This window comes from Rheinheimera fenheensis (assembly GCF_039871805.1).
In the GTDB taxonomy this organism is placed as follows: Bacteria; Pseudomonadota; Gammaproteobacteria; order Enterobacterales; family Alteromonadaceae; genus Alishewanella; species Alishewanella fenheensis.
The window spans coordinates 26,643-40,982 of record NZ_JBDPJM010000009.1 but is presented as its reverse complement, the minus strand read 5'-3'; the positions used below and the strand labels follow the sequence as shown (position 1 = coordinate 40,982).

At 51.6% G+C, this 14,340-nt stretch carries 10 protein-coding genes; 1 reads left to right on the top strand and 9 read right to left on the bottom strand.

Annotated features, from left to right (window positions below):
• Positions 1-120: 120 nt before the first annotated feature.
• Positions 121-960, top strand: coding sequence for a glutathione-dependent disulfide-bond oxidoreductase (gene yghU / locus ABGI61_RS12825; RefSeq protein ID WP_347601689.1), 840 nt, complete (start codon positions 121-123; stop codon positions 958-960).
• 39 nt (positions 961-999) lie between these two features.
• On the opposite strand, the gene ABGI61_RS12820 is transcribed toward yghU, so the two are convergent.
• The 9 genes from ABGI61_RS12820 to ABGI61_RS12780 all read right to left on the bottom strand — a co-directional run bounded on the left by ABGI61_RS12820 (position 1,000) and on the right by ABGI61_RS12780 (position 14,263).
• On the bottom strand, positions 1,000-1,821 hold the full coding sequence (locus ABGI61_RS12820) for a MipA/OmpV family protein (RefSeq protein ID WP_347601687.1): 822 nt from the start codon (positions 1,819-1,821) through the stop codon (positions 1,000-1,002).
• The gene (locus tag ABGI61_RS12815) at positions 1,818-3,140 is read right to left on the bottom strand and encodes an ABC1 kinase family protein (RefSeq protein WP_347601685.1); all 1,323 of its coding nucleotides are present in this window, start codon (positions 3,138-3,140) and stop codon (positions 1,818-1,820) included. The genes ABGI61_RS12820 and ABGI61_RS12815 overlap by 4 nt, the downstream gene beginning before the upstream one ends.
• A 121-nt stretch (positions 3,141-3,261) precedes the next feature.
• On the bottom strand, positions 3,262-4,686 hold the full coding sequence (locus ABGI61_RS12810; RefSeq protein WP_347601683.1) for a ribonuclease J: 1,425 nt from the start codon (positions 4,684-4,686) through the stop codon (positions 3,262-3,264).
• On the bottom strand, positions 4,683-7,772 hold the full coding sequence (locus ABGI61_RS12805; protein WP_347601681.1) for an efflux RND transporter permease subunit: 3,090 nt from the start codon (positions 7,770-7,772) through the stop codon (positions 4,683-4,685). Before ABGI61_RS12805 ends, ABGI61_RS12810 begins: the two co-directional genes overlap by 4 nt.
• Positions 7,769-8,830, bottom strand: coding sequence for an efflux RND transporter periplasmic adaptor subunit (locus ABGI61_RS12800; protein WP_347601679.1), 1,062 nt, complete (start codon positions 8,828-8,830; stop codon positions 7,769-7,771). Before ABGI61_RS12800 ends, ABGI61_RS12805 begins: the two co-directional genes overlap by 4 nt.
• Positions 8,831-9,058: 228 nt before the next feature.
• On the bottom strand, positions 9,059-10,927 hold the full coding sequence (locus ABGI61_RS12795; RefSeq protein WP_347601677.1) for a DUF885 domain-containing protein: 1,869 nt from the start codon (positions 10,925-10,927) through the stop codon (positions 9,059-9,061).
• 93 nt (positions 10,928-11,020) lie between these two features.
• Positions 11,021-12,703 carry an NAD-dependent malic enzyme gene (locus ABGI61_RS12790; protein ID WP_347601675.1) on the bottom strand — a complete coding sequence of 561 codons (1,683 nt, stop codon included), beginning with the start codon at positions 12,701-12,703 and terminating at the stop codon, positions 11,021-11,023.
• 67 nt (positions 12,704-12,770) lie between these two features.
• Positions 12,771-13,616 carry an HDOD domain-containing protein gene (locus tag ABGI61_RS12785; protein WP_347601673.1) on the bottom strand — a complete coding sequence of 282 codons (846 nt, stop codon included), beginning with the start codon at positions 13,614-13,616 and terminating at the stop codon, positions 12,771-12,773.
• Between the two features lie 179 nt (positions 13,617-13,795).
• A complete protein-coding gene (locus ABGI61_RS12780) occupies positions 13,796-14,263 on the bottom strand; it encodes a Dps family protein (RefSeq protein ID WP_347601671.1) in 468 nt (155 codons plus the stop codon).
• Positions 14,264-14,340: the final 77 nt, after the last annotated feature.

The following is a 14,340-nucleotide window of genomic DNA, read 5'->3' as shown; positions in this document are numbered from 1 at the left end:
CTTAGTTGTAAAAACGCTGTCTGGATCAGCCGCTTGGCTTGTATTTTTGCGCTGTTTTACCCATATCAACGTAGTAGTAAGGCTTTTGCAACGGCTATCAGCAAGTTAATAGGAGCAAATATGAGTTCACCGTATACACCGCCTAAAGTCTGGACCTGGGATGCTGCCAATGGCGGCCAGTTTGCCAGCATTAACAGGCCAATATCGGGCGCTACGCACGAGAAAACCCTACCCAAAGGCAAACAACCGCTACAACTTTATTCCCTGGCAACGCCTAATGGCGTAAAAGTCACCATTATGCTGGAGGAACTGCTTGAGCTTGGCAAAACCAGTGCAGAGTACGATGCCTGGCTTATCAGTATTAAAGATGGCGACCAATTTGGCAGTGGCTTTGTAGAGATTAACCCCAATTCCAAAATTCCCGCACTGCTGGATACGACCAACGGCAGCCGGGTGTTCGAGTCGGGCGCTATCTTGCTGTATCTGGCCGAGAAGTTCGGTGCTTTTTTACCCAGCGAACCGGCTAAGCGCACCGAAGCGTTAAACTGGCTGTTTTGGCAGATGGGTAGCGCCCCCTTTGTTGGCGGTGGCTTTGGTCATTTCTATGCCTACGCGCCAGAAAAATACGAGTACCCGATTAACCGCTATGCGATGGAAACCAAACGCCAGTTGGATGTGTTAGATAAACAGCTGGCTAAACACGCCTTTGTTGCCGGCGACGAATATAGCATTGCGGATATGGCGATCTGGCCCTGGTATGGTGGCCTGGTGCTGGGCCGCTTGTACGATGCAGCAGAATTTCTCGATGTTGCCAGCTATAAACATGTGCTGCGCTGGGCCAAACAGCTTGACGAGCGACCAGCGGTAAAGCGCGGCTATAGCGTAAACCGCAACTGGGGTGATGGCCCTCAGCTACCAGAGCGTCACAGCAGTGCCGACTTTGATAAAATCCGCCGATAAAAGAGTGATTGTGAACAGCTGGTGCCGTTACATACGGCGCTAGTCTGTTACAGTTTGGGTAGATTGCGCCCAGATATAGGTTGCGCCAAGGCCAAAAGACCAGCCACCGTTGGCAACGATCAGCGGGCTATCGGCGTTTTTTGCCGGCGTGGTCCACTCATAGCGGGCAAAGCCGAAGCCCCGCCATTTATCAGAGAATTTTTTGCCTACCGTAAAGCCGGTGCGTAGCGCAATTAAGCCGGCTTTGGCATCAAACAAGGGGCGTTGTGCGGTAACATCGGCTGGCGTCACCTGATAAAAATAATCACTGAGTTTTTCGCTGCCAAACACCGAACTGACATTAAACGAATAAAAGGTGCCACTGTCCGTTGTTATGTCACTGACCAGGCCAGGCTCAAAGCTAAAACCGCTGTGCTTAAACCGGTCTTCAATATCAAATACCGCCCGTAGCGGAAAATCTGCCCGTAGCCTGGCGCCAAACAGGTTTTCACTTAAAGTCCAACGTAACCTGGGCCCAAGCTCTATCAAGGTGCCTAAATCAGCCATGCCATTCCGTACAGCGATATCGCCATCTGATGAGCCAAGTGCACCGGCAAAGCCGACATCCAGCTCAAGCCTGTCGGTTTTAAGCGCGCGCAGGCCAACATTACTGCGATCGGCACGCAATATATCGCCCCGGTACACCAAATATGGCAGCACAAAGTTACGCCGAACTATGTGATCAGAGCCCGGGTAGGCCAACTGGTTTATATTAATACCTGCCAAACCCGCTTCCCACAGCGGTAATGCCGCTTGGTCTGCGCGGCTAAGCGGGCTCATTAACAGCAAACTGCAGAGGGCAAGTAAGCGGCCTGATTTCATGGATGCTCCGTGACTAAAAAAGGTTGCAGTAGCAGTCGCACATCAACACGGGCCTTTAACCGCGCCGCTAACAAATATAAACCGGCAATTTTACGGTGTAAAAACAGTGCATCGGCCGGCGGTGTGTGCCAATAGTTTTGCTGCATACTCAGTTTAGTGCCGGCATCACGCAGCCGGCTGGCTAAGTCGCTTTGGCCAAAGTCAAACTCGCCATTGTGCTGAAGCGGCTCGCACGCCAGTTGCACCAGTGCTAACACCGCCTGTTTTTGTGCCGGTAAAATATGCTGGCTAAAAAAACCGATATCGGTCAGTGCCTGCTCCAGCGCTATGCTGTCTTGCTGTATAGCGGCGGCAAATAAATTTCGATACGCGTTACTCACTTTAGCCGGGTAATCGCGGCAGGCACCAAAATCCAGTAGTACCAGCTGTGCGCTGTCACGGTTGTACAGGTAGTTAGCAAAATTAGGATCGGTTTGCACCAGCTTGAAATCGAACAGCTCGCGAAACAGCAAACTAAACAATTGCTGCATTACCCTGTCGCGAACCGACTGCGGGTCATGTTGCAATGACTCGATGGGTACACCGTCAACATAGGTCATCGTTAGCAAGTTAGCACTACAAAGCTCAGGTAAGGCTTGTGGCAACAAATAACGGTTATCGCTGGCCAGTAATTGCTGATAACGCATTAAAAAGCCTGCCTCACGGGTGTAATCAGCCTCTTGTTTAAGCTGCTGTTTGGCTTCTTGTAACAGGCCTTTATAATCTACCGAGGCCGGTAATAAACCACTGACACGTAGCAAGGTCGCTACGTTATCGACGTCACTGTCTATACTGCTTTTAACGCCCGGATACTGCACTTTAACCGCCAGTTTGCGGCCATCATCATGATAGGCCAAATGCACCTGGCCGATAGAAGCTGCAGCAAGCGGCACAAACTGAAAATCACTGAAATGGTTAAGCCAGTTTTCGCCAAGTTCAGTGCGCAACACCTGGGTTAATTGTTTGGGAGGCATTGGGTTAGCGTTGGCACGCAGCCTGGATAGGATCTCCGCCAGCTCAGGCGGTAGTACATCGCCGGCATCCATCGACAACAATTGCCCAACTTTCATTGCTGCGCCGCGCAAATGTGCCAGTTTATCTGCTACCCGACGCAGGTTGTCGGTGGTTAACAACAGGCTGGCTTTATTGGGCTTCTCACCTTTGGCCAGCTGTCGGGCACCTTCGGCGAGCATGCCGCCGGCAACCCGACCAGCTAATGAGGCTAAACTACCCAAGCGTGACAACCGGTTTACCGGCACTTTTGAATGCGACGATGACATAAGACTCCAATACCAGGTGAAATATCACAGGCGTAATAACCTACATAGCAGTTGCTGCTAGTACGCTGATTCCGGGGTTATGGCTCAGTGGCACAGCCAGGTCTCGCCCCTGGTGCGATTATCAGTCACGTACTATGGCAATGCGCCCTGCTTTAGCAAAGTTCGGCCATAGCCGTGGTTTGGGTGCCAACACAAACAGATCACCGTTTTTACCGGTTAATTGCTGGCTAACACCTGCGGCTTTGGCCACCTCGCTGTTGGCTGCCATATGCTGTGCTTCACCGTGCACCGGCACAGCCAGCTGCGGCTTGACCCAGCGATACAGCAAATCCAGCTCGCCCCGACATGGGTGGCCAGACACGTGAATTGGCAGCTCAGTGTCGTGTTTTTGCAGCGTGTCGATGTTGCGGGCACGAAACTTATCTACCAGGCGGCTTATCAGCATTTCATTGCCGGGGATGATAATGGCACTGAAAATGACGAGGTCGCCGCGCTCCAGTGATAACTGCGGGTGTCTGTCGTCGGCCAGTTTATTGAGTGCTGCACGGGGTTCACCCTGACAGCCGGTGGCCAGCACCAATACTTCGTTTTTGGGTAAATAGCCTATGTGCTCGGCATCGGCAAGCGTGAGCTCAGCCGGCCAATAACCGGTTGCCCGCGCTGCACCGACCATATTGTGTAATGCGCGGCCCATTAGCGCCAGATAACGGCCGGTTTTAGCGGCAATGCGCGCCAGTGATATTAACCGGCCAACATTAGAGCTAAAGCTGGTTACCACTACCCGTCCTGTGGCTTGCGCTATTACCTGCTCCAGCGCGCTCGCACAGTCAGACTCTGAGATGGAAAAGCCATCACGCAGCGCATTGGTGGAGTCGCACACCATGGCGGTAATATTTTGATTACTCAAGCGTTTAAAGGGCGCGGCTTTAAACGCGCGGCCGGTAATGGGGCTGGCATCCATTTTCCAATCAGCGGTATGAAATACCTTACCTGCATTGGTTTTAATAATAAGCGCCTGTGGCTCAGGAATAGAGTGGGTAATGGCCTGAAAATGCACGGTAAAAGGGCCGATATTGACGGTGCCGCCGGAGGCCACTTCAATAATCGGCATGCTCTGTGCCAAGCCGGTGCCGGAGAGTTTACGGCGCAGCACTTCAGCGGTAAACGGCGTGGTGTAGACCGGGCATTGCAAGCGTGGCCATAATGCCGGCAAGGCACCGATATGATCTTCATGGGCGTGGGTAATAATAATGCCGCAGAGTAAATCGCGCCGGGCACTGATAAAGGCGGGATCGGCGGCCAGCACCTCGGCCGACGCTAAGGGGCTATTGGGCTCGTAGTCTGGCGACAGCGGATTGTTAAAGGTTACGCCGCAGTCCACCATTAACCAACGGCCGGCATGACCGTATAAATTCAGGTTCATGCCAATTTCGCCGCAGCCGCCCAGCGGTAAAAACCACAGATCATTTAAGCCGGGATCTTTAAGAGCAATAGCATCAGCCGCTTGGGGGTTATTAATAGCTGCCTCCGGGTTGTTGTGGATCACTCAAGTTGTTCAGCCTGCGCCAGTTCGGTTTCCAGTTGTTTGCTTTCATCGGCTCTGGGTTTGGCAAAACGGGCCAGCGCCAGATAAAGCACCGGCGTTAAATACAAGGTAAACACCACCGCCAAGCCCAAACCGCCAAACACCACCCAGCCGATGGCATTACGAGCTTCAGCACCTGCACCGCTGGATAAAATCAGCGGCAGCGCGCCTAATAACGTCGATAACAGCGTCATCGCAATAGGCCGTAAGCGTATCGCCGCGGCTTGTTCTACCGCTTTGCGCACATCATAGCCTTGATCGCGCAGCTGATCGGCGAATTCGACCAATAAAATAGCATTTTTGGCCAGTAGTCCGATCAGCATTACCAGGCCAATTTGCGAGTAAATATTAATAGAGGTGCCGGTTAAAAACAGCGCAAAAATAGCCGCAGCAATACCAAAAGGCACTGTGATCATCACCACTACAGCACTGTTAACACTCTCAAACTGCGCTGCCAACACTAACAGCACAATGATAAATGCCAGCACATAGGTCAGCGTAACCTCGCGGGCGGTTTCTTCAAATGTCAAGGCCTCACCTAAGAAAATCAGGCCGATATCGCTGGGTAAATGTTGCTCGGCCAAGCTGCGCAGTTGCTCTACGGCCTGTTGCAGTGGCAGGCCGGGTGGCAATTCCATATCAAGCTCTATCGCCCGGCGCTGGGCCTGGCGCTCTAACTCGGCTGCCACGCCTTCTTCCGAGATGGTCGCCAGGCTGGATAGCGGCACCAGAGCACCAGAACTTGAGCCAACATACAGATTGGCCAGATCGGCGGGATCATTAATGCGCTCGGTTTGTGCCTGCAAAATAATGGGGATGGCCTGATCGCCAACGTTAAGATCGGCCAAATCATCACCATTAATGGCCACGCGCAAGGTGGTGGCGATATCAGACAGCGGCACCCCCAGCTCCTGTGCCCGGCGCCGGTCGATATTTACCCGTAGCTGTGGCTGAGTTGGCTGATAAGAAATACGTGGTGTACCCAGTTCAGGCAGCTGTTGCTGTACTACTTTGGCAAAGGCCTGGGCTGCGGCAAAAATGTCAGCATAACTGGAACCGGTTAATGCCAGTTCCAGGCCACCGCCCTGGCCGCGCAGGTTTAAACTGTTAGAGCCAAAGGCCCGCGCCGGTGCACCGGGAATAGCAGCCAGCGGGCCGCGAATTTCATCTATAATTTCTTGCTGCGAACGCGAGCGCTCATCCCAGTGTTTTAGCGGTACTGTAATGAATGCCAGGTTTGGATCCCACTGGCCGACGACGGTATAAATTGAGTCAATATCACCGCCATTGACGTACGGCAGTAAGATGTCCTCCATTTGGTCGGCCTGGCGGTCCATAAAGTTTAAGCCAACACCGTCCGGGCCGCGGGCAAAAATTCGCACGCTGCCGCGGTCTTCACTCGGCATCAGCTCACTGGCTAACTGGCTGTATAAACTTAACGCCGCAACCGCTGCCACAAGGCTTGCGGCAAAGATCCACCAGGCTTTATCAAGCGAAAAATACAGGCTGCGCTGATACAGATTAACCAAACGTTGTCCCAACCCGGACAGCATATTGGCACTGGCGGCTTTTAATGGTAAGCGTGCAGTTAACGCCGGCACCAGTGATAAAGCGACAAACGAAGAGATAATCACCGACACGGCCAGCACACCGCCAAACTCGCGGAACAAACGCCCGGCAGTTGAGGGTAAAAAAGCAATAGGTACAAACACTGCGACCAATACTGCGGTGGTGGCGATAACCGCGAAAAACACTTCCCGTGTGCCGATGACTGCGGCTGCCCTTGCACCCAGGCCCATAGCACGGCGGCGCTGAATATTCTCTGTCACGACAATGGCATCATCGACAATAAGACCGGTGGCCAGCACCAATGCCAGCAGGGTTAAAATATTGATGGAAAAGCCCATCAACCAGATTGCGGCCAACGCACCAATCAGCGATACCGGAATAGATAACGCCGGCACTATAGTGGCGCGACCCGAGCCGATAAACAGCCACAAGGTAGCGACCACCAGCACTATCGTCAGTAATAACGAGGTGAACACCTCCTGTACTGAACTTCGGATAAATTCGGCATCATCGGCTGTTACCTGGATTTCCAGCTCGGGAAAGCGAGTTTGTAACTGTTTAACCAGTGCCAGCACTTCATCAGATATTTCAATGGTGTTAGAGCGGGCCTGGCGGATTACGCCTAAGCCGATTACCGGCTTACCATCCAAACGCACTAAACTCTGCGCATCAGCCGGGCCAAAATAGACCGTAGCGACATCACCAATACGGGTATTACCACTGATAATAATGTCTTCTACCTGAGCTGCCGTAACTGAGGTGGCATCTGCCCGTACGATCAGCTGCTGATCGGTTGATTTCATGCTACCGGCCGGCACATCAAACGGCGCCTGGCGCAGTGCGGCCGCGACATCTGTTACCGCCAGGTTAAAGCTGGTTAGCCGTAGCGGATCTAACAATACCCTTAGTACACGCTCACGATCGCCATTTAAGCGCACATCGGCCACGCCCGGCACGCTTAAAAATAACGGCGCTAAATCAGTTTCGACCCGTTCGGTCAGGGTTTCTAAATCTAAGCTGGAACTGGACACTGCCAGACTCACCACTGACTCGGCATCGTTGTCTGCTTTAATTATGGCTAACCGCTCTACCGCATCCGGCAACTCCCGTTGAATACGGCTTACTGCTTCGCGGGTTTCATTAGCCGCATCATCAAGGTTGATGCCCGGGCGAAACTCTACCCGCACGCGCGAGCTGCCTTCTTCACTTGAGGCATTAATTGATTTAACGCCGCTAACGCGCGCGACAGCGCCCTCTAATTTACTGGTGACTTCTGTATCGACCGTCTCTGGTGACCCACCGGGGTAAGCAGCAGTGACGGAAACGATGGGCCGGTCGACATCAGGCAGTTCGCGCACTTCAATCGCGTTTAACGCGGCAATACCCGCGATAATGATCAGCAGATTGAGTACAACAATGAGTACCGGCCGGCGAATAGATAAAGACGGGAGGTCGTTTAAAGGGTTTTGCAGCTTCATTGTGCGGCAACCTCTGTTGGGCTAGCACTTTGATTGACGGCGCGTACAAGCTGGCCTTCGCGCAGCGTTTGCACGCCCTCTACAATCAGTTGGTCATTGGCGGTTAATTTGCCAGCCACCAACAAACGCCCGCTTAAACGCTGCTTAATTTGCACATCTACCCGTTTGGCTTTGCCCTCTTCAGCCAGCCAGACATAAGCACTGGTAGCGCCCCACAGCAATGCTGCTTCGGGTACTACCGCATAAGACTCACCTGCCAGTTGTAACTGCACACGAAAGCTCATGCCCGGGCGAAAGCTGTCGCTACTGTTATCCAGCAGCGCCCGCACGCGGATACTGCGACTACTGCTGTCAATGCGTGAGTCGACCTGAGCAATTTCAGCGCTAATGCTAGTGCCCTGCGCTTGCCAAGGAGAAAGTTGAACGCTGGCATTGCCCTGGACAATGGGTAGGGCATCTTCCGGCGCGTTAAAGTTAATTAGTAGCTTTGACCGATCATCTATGGTGGTAATCGCTGTTTGCAGGTTGATGCGGTCGCCTGGCTCAACATCAGTCAAGCCGACGACACCACTAAAGGGCGCCCGCACCACTCTGTCTTCCAGTTCAGTTTTTGCCTCAGCCAACTGTACTTGCAGTAAGTCACGGGCGGTAATGGCATCGTCTAACACGCTTTGCGCAATAGCGCCCCGCTCACGGCTTTCCTGCAGCCGTGCCACTGTGCGCTGTGCATCGCGCAGCTGAATAGTGGCGCGCTCAACAGCCACTTGCTGACGGCGTGAGTCCAGCTCCAACAAAACCTGGCCCTTCTCTACCCGCTGCCCGGGCGCAAAGTTAATCGCTGTAACCCTGTCGGCCACCGCTGGGTATAGCACCACAGAGCGAATTGCCTCAGCACTGCCAACCGCCTCTACCCGGCTACTTTGCTGCTCAAAGGTTACGGCCTGAGTGATCACCTGAGCAGCGCGGCCTGCTCCTGCCGTCTGAGCCTGGACTGCTGGCAGCATCAGCAATGCCCACAGACAGAAGAGTTGGCATAACGGCCGACGTGTCAACTTCATGTTTTTTCCTTTAATTCAGTATGATGCAAAGCAGCGTTTACTATACGAATTCCGATCTGGCGCCTTCAAGGCTCTTTACGGTGTCTTTACCAAGCGCTGGTTAAATGGCTGCTTACTATACGGAAATCAGAAAGACATGATCAAAAAAGGCTGCTCATACGCGATGAACAGCCTTTAATTACCGCTAAAACGCTGCTGCGCTTTAAGGTTTAGTCAGAGCGGACTGGCTTAGCTGGCTTTTACACTGGCTATCCAGTTATCTACCCGCTTTTCCAGTACATTTAACGGCAGCGCACCACCACCCAAAATGGTGTCATGAAAGGCACGAATATCAAACTTGTCGCCCAGCTGCTGCTGTGCTTTGGCACGAAGCTCAAGTATTTTAATCATGCCAATTTTGTAGGCCGTTGCCTGGCCTGGCCAAACAATGTAGCGGCGCACTTCGGAAATCACTGCGCCCTCGGCAATCGGCGTTTTCTCCAGGAAGTAATCAATGGCTTGTTGCTCGGTCCAGCCTTTGCTGTGCAGGCCGGTATCCACTACCAATCGCACTGCCCGCCACATTTCGGTAATCAAGCGGCCAAAATCAGAATACGGGTTTTGATAAGCGCCCATCTCTTTGGCTAGCAGCTCTGAATACAGTGCCCAGCCTTCTACATAAGCAGTAAAGCCGGCTTGAGTACGAAAGGTAGGCACGGATTTCAGCTCCTGTGCGATAGAAATTTGCATATGGTGCCCTGGGTTGCCTTCATGGTAGGCAATGGCTTCCATTTCATTTTTCGGCATAGAGCGCATATCGGATAAATGTGCGTAGTAAATGCCTGGCCTAGCGCCATCTGGTGTGCCGGGGAAGTAGTGCTGGGCCGCACCGGGTTGCTCGCGAAACGGTTCTACCCGTTTTACGATTAAATCGGCTTTGGGCAAAATACCAAAATATTCAGGCAGTTTTTCGTTAATAAAAGCCAGATATTGGCGGGAGTCTTCCAGATAGCCTTCGCGGCCCTCATCGGTATCCGGATAATAAAACTGATCATCGTCTTTGATAAATTTGAAAAACGCCTTTAAATCACCTTTAAAGCCGACTTTGTCCTTTATGGCGATCATTTCTGCTGTCAGGCGATCAACTTCGTCCAAGCCAATCTGATGAATTTGCTCAGCGGTTAAGTCCGTGGTGGTTGACACTTTTAAACGGTAGTCATAAAAGGCTTTACCGTCTTTTTGCTTGCCCACGCCGGTGGCTACCTTATCGCTTTTCGCAACATCCTGCTCTAGCCATTGTTTTAATGCCGTATAGGCCGGTAAAAAGTGGCTTTGCAGTGCGGCACGGGTTTGCTCCGTTAACTGCTGCGCCTGCTCATCGCTCAGTTTATCGGCTTTTACTAAAGCATCAATTTTACCCTTAGCATCACTCCATAGTGGGATGTCCTGCTCGCTATCAGTAAAAGGGGCGCCGTTAATCAGATTGGTAATTTGGTCTAGTACACCGTCATAGGCAAACTTAGGCGGGCGAACATCGTGACTGGCGTTATCCTGCGCGCGCTGCAGCAGTTGGGTGATAGCGCGACTGATACCTTCTATCCGTTTAACGTAAGCCTGCATATCTTCAGCGGTATCAACCTTGTGAAAGTTGATCATTATTTGCGGCAGCATGGCATGAATACCCTGCATCTGGGTGAAAATATACGCATTTTTACGAAATGGTACCCCCTCTTTAGCCTGTTCATACTGGTAAATCCAGATGTCATAGGAGGTCTGCGCTTCTAAATCGAGTTTGTTGTAATCAAAGCTTGCTTTTAACTCTGCCACACTGTCGGCCAGCCAGGCTAGCTGGGTATCTTCTGCAGCAACTGAGGTATCATCAACTTGGTCGTACTTATCTTTACGGCCTAAAAAGGTCATTTGCAGCGGACTTTGCTGCAGCTGCTGCTCGTATTTTTCTTCAAACCACTGATTAAGCCGTTCGGTTTCTGATTGCTGCGCCGCAGCAACTTCTATCGTGGGTGTAGTCGCGGGTTGTTGTGCAGCAGGCGGCTGAGGCGCCGGGCCACAACCGCTGATAATACCGGCTATTGCCAGCGCTAACAGAGACTTACGCATAAAAGGGTCCTTGTTGTTTTGGTTATAAACCCAACAAGCCTACCCTTAGAACTGGCGTTAGTCTAAAACAATTTGTAACCAGCTTTGTCAGCGTCAGGCGCTGACACGTTTATACTGGCGGTACTGCGGCGTCCAGAAATTGTCGTCAATTTTCTGCTGTAGCAGTGCATCATCAAGCTCTAATGCCAGGCCCTGCTGCATCGCCACTTTGGCTACATTAAAAGCGATTTTTTTGCTTAATTCAGCCAGCTCAGTAAAGGGAGGCAATAAGCCGCCTTCGCCGGTATTGGCCCGCGGTGAGGCCTCAGCCAATGTTTTACTGGCCGCACGCAGCATTTCATCGCTGATAATACGGGCTTTACAGGCAATGACCCCCAGGCCAATACCGGGGAAAATATAGCTGTTATTGCACTGCGCAATTGGGTAGCGTTTACCTTTGTATGCTACCGGCGCAAACGGGCTACCGGTGGCGATAATCACATCGCCCTCAGTCCAGCTTATGACCTGCTCTGGTGTGGCTTCAACCTGGCGTGACGGGTTTGACAGCGGGAATATGATCGGCGTTTCACAGCCTTTTTTCATTGCCCGCACTACCGCTTCGGTAAATAAGCCGGCCTGACCGGATACACCAATTAATACACCGGGTTTTGCACAGTTCATTACATCGCGCAGGCTGGGGTACTCACTGCTGTAGCTCCACTCGGCAATAGCTTCTGACGATTGCACCAGCGCTTGCTGAAAATCGCGCAGGCCCGGTGTGGTGTCGGTTAGCAGGCCAAAACGGTCAATCATATAAATTTGGCTACGGGCCTGTTGCTCGCTAATACCCTCGGCCACCATCTGGCTAATCACCTGCTCGGCGATACCACAACCGGCCGAGCCGGCACCAACAAATACCACTTTTTGTGCTGATAATTTAACGCCTTTGGTTCGACAGGCTGCCAGCAAGGTGCCTACTGTTACCGCAGCCGTGCCCTGAATATCGTCGTTAAAGCAGCACACCTGCTCGCGGTAACGCTGCAGCAGCGGCATGGCGTTTGGCTGGGCAAAATCTTCAAACTGAATAATAGCCTCTGGCCAGCGGCGTTTAACCGCCTGAATAAACAGATCGACAAATTCATCGTATTGAGCCTGACTAACACGCTTTTGCCGCAAGCCCATATACATAGGATCGTTTAACAGTTTTTCATTATTGGTGCCCACATCCAGCATCACCGGTAAGGTATACGCCGGGCTGATACCACCACAAGCGGTGTAGAGTGACAGCTTGCCGATAGAAATGCCCATACCACCGATGCCCTGATCGCCCAGACCCAGCACGCGCTCGCCATCTGTTACGACAATCACCTTTACCTTGCGCTTGGTAGCATTACGCAGCACATCATCCAACTGATAACGGTCGTTGTAGCTGATAAACAAACCACGGGCACTGCGGTATATGTCCGAAAACTGCTCGCAGGCATCACCCACTGTCGGGGTGTAAACAATTGGCAGCATCTCTTCCAGGTGTTGCTGCAATAAGCGGTAAAACAGCGTTTCGTTATTATCCTGAATGGCGCGCAGATATATATGCTTATTAATAGCAGTATCAAAGCTTTTGTATTGCAGGTAAGCGCGGCTAACCTGCTCTTCAATGGTTTCAAAACGTGGCGGTAGCAGACCAGCCAGGTTAAAGGCCAAACGCTCTTCAGCGGTAAAGGCGCTGCCTTTGTTTAATAAGGGGGTTTCCAGTAAAGCGGAACCGGCATAGGCGGTATACAGCGGAGACTTTTTCATTGCACTGCTCATGAGTATCTAAATGAAACCGACCAAGCGCTGCCTACCGACAGTGCTGGCGAGAAAATTAATAAATGGTGCTGATGCGGGGGTTTAAGACAGACAAGATAAACAGCCCCTCAGTGTTACAAAAATCAATGGCGCGGATGATATCCTGCTGAGTCAGGTCTAGCAATTCCAGTACAAATGGATCGACCAGTTGCCGACTGGAATATAGCTCTGGGTGCTGGTTGGCCAGTGCTAAACGCACCGCCAGGTAAATAACCAATTGAGCCTTGTTTTTCGGATCAAATTTATGACTATGCTGTAGTGCTACCGGCTCGACTATGCTGTCGGGTAATTGCCACAAATGTAACAGTTCAGCACCACATTCGGCATAGGTACAGCCCAGTATGGCTTGCTGGCGCTGCCAGGGCTTTTCATCAGCCGAGTAATCCTGGCAGAGATGCGCAAGCTCTGCATTGTTGTGCAACAGCACCATCTCGCCAATATTGTGCAGCAGGCCGGCAACGTAATACCTGTCTGTTGGCTTTAACTGGCAATTTTGGGCTAAAAACTTGGCGATAAGCGCCGCATTAATGCTTTGCTCCCAAAACCGCTCCAGGTCAATCGCTGAGGTGTCGATTTTGCTGCAGGCTGACGCTATGCCAATGCTGATCACCAGGTTATAGACCTGCGTTTTCCCCAGCACTAACAGGGCCTTGCTAACACTTTCTACCTGATAAGGTAAGTTATAAATGGCGCTGTTAGCAAGCTTCAATAGCTTGGAGGTCAGCACCGGATCAAGCATGATAACTTCAGCTATCTCATCAAGACTTGCCGTTTCAGAGTCCATCAACTGCTTAACGCGTAAATAGCCTTCGGGTAAAGCAAAGAGTTCCGCAACATTCTGCGCATATTGCAAGGCTTTCATCTGCTGAGATCTCCAATAGCTGTCAGATACGGCTTAACAGCTTTAAGTGTTACTGCTGGCGCAGATTTTACAAGCTTTAGACCGAAATACTTAGCGTTTTTTGCGACCAGAGCAGGCAAAGCTGTAAGAAAATGTGTAAGGCAGGGACGACGGACGCCGTCCCCCGGCAGAATCACACCTTAGGCGACCAATGAACGCAGCATCCAGGCATTTTTTTCATGCACTGTCATGCGCTGTGTTAGCAAGTCTAAGGTCACTTCATCCGACGCATCATCGGCAGTGGGTACAATTGAGCGTGCCGTTTTAGCGATGGCTTCCTGGCCTTTAACCAGATCTTTAATCATCTCTTCTGCTGTAGGTATGCCATCGGCCTCTTTGATGCTGGTGAGTTTGGCGTATTCCTTATAAGAACCCGGTGCAAACTCCCCTAACGCGCGAATACGTTCAGCAATTTCATCTACTGCCAGTGCCAGCTCGTTATACTGGGTCTCAAACAGGGTGTGCAGTGTTTGAAACATGGGGCCTGTCACGTTCCAGTGGTAATTGTGGGTTTTTAAATAAAGTGTGTAGGTGTCAGCCAACAATACCGACAAGCCATGGGCAATGGCTTTGCGTTGTTCTTCATTAATACCAATATTAATTTTCATCTTAGGTCCTCTGGGTTATCCGGCAACGTGAAAGAACATAGCACAATGCTGGTGAGTTTTAATGCTCAGTCATAAAA

Bases quoted from the DNA above. Each gene is read 5' to 3' on its own strand.
- yghU (WP_347601689.1), top strand. From the start codon at position 121: ATGAGTTCACCGTATACACCGCCTAAAGTCTGGACCTGGGATGCTGCC.
- ABGI61_RS12820 (WP_347601687.1), bottom strand. From the start codon at position 1,821: ATGAAATCAGGCCGCTTACTTGCCCTCTGCAGTTTGCTGTTAATGAGC.
- ABGI61_RS12815 (WP_347601685.1), bottom strand. From the start codon at position 3,140: ATGTCATCGTCGCATTCAAAAGTGCCGGTAAACCGGTTGTCACGCTTG.
- ABGI61_RS12805 (WP_347601681.1), bottom strand. From the start codon at position 7,772: ATGAAGCTGCAAAACCCTTTAAACGACCTCCCGTCTTTATCTATTCGC.
- ABGI61_RS12800 (WP_347601679.1), bottom strand. From the start codon at position 8,830: ATGAAGTTGACACGTCGGCCGTTATGCCAACTCTTCTGTCTGTGGGCA.
- ABGI61_RS12795 (WP_347601677.1), bottom strand. From the start codon at position 10,927: ATGCGTAAGTCTCTGTTAGCGCTGGCAATAGCCGGTATTATCAGCGGT.
- ABGI61_RS12790 (WP_347601675.1), bottom strand. From the start codon at position 12,703: ATGAAAAAGTCTCCGCTGTATACCGCCTATGCCGGTTCCGCTTTACTG.
- ABGI61_RS12785 (WP_347601673.1), bottom strand. From the start codon at position 13,616: ATGAAAGCCTTGCAATATGCGCAGAATGTTGCGGAACTCTTTGCTTTA.
- ABGI61_RS12780 (WP_347601671.1), bottom strand. From the start codon at position 14,263: ATGAAAATTAATATTGGTATTAATGAAGAACAACGCAAAGCCATTGCC.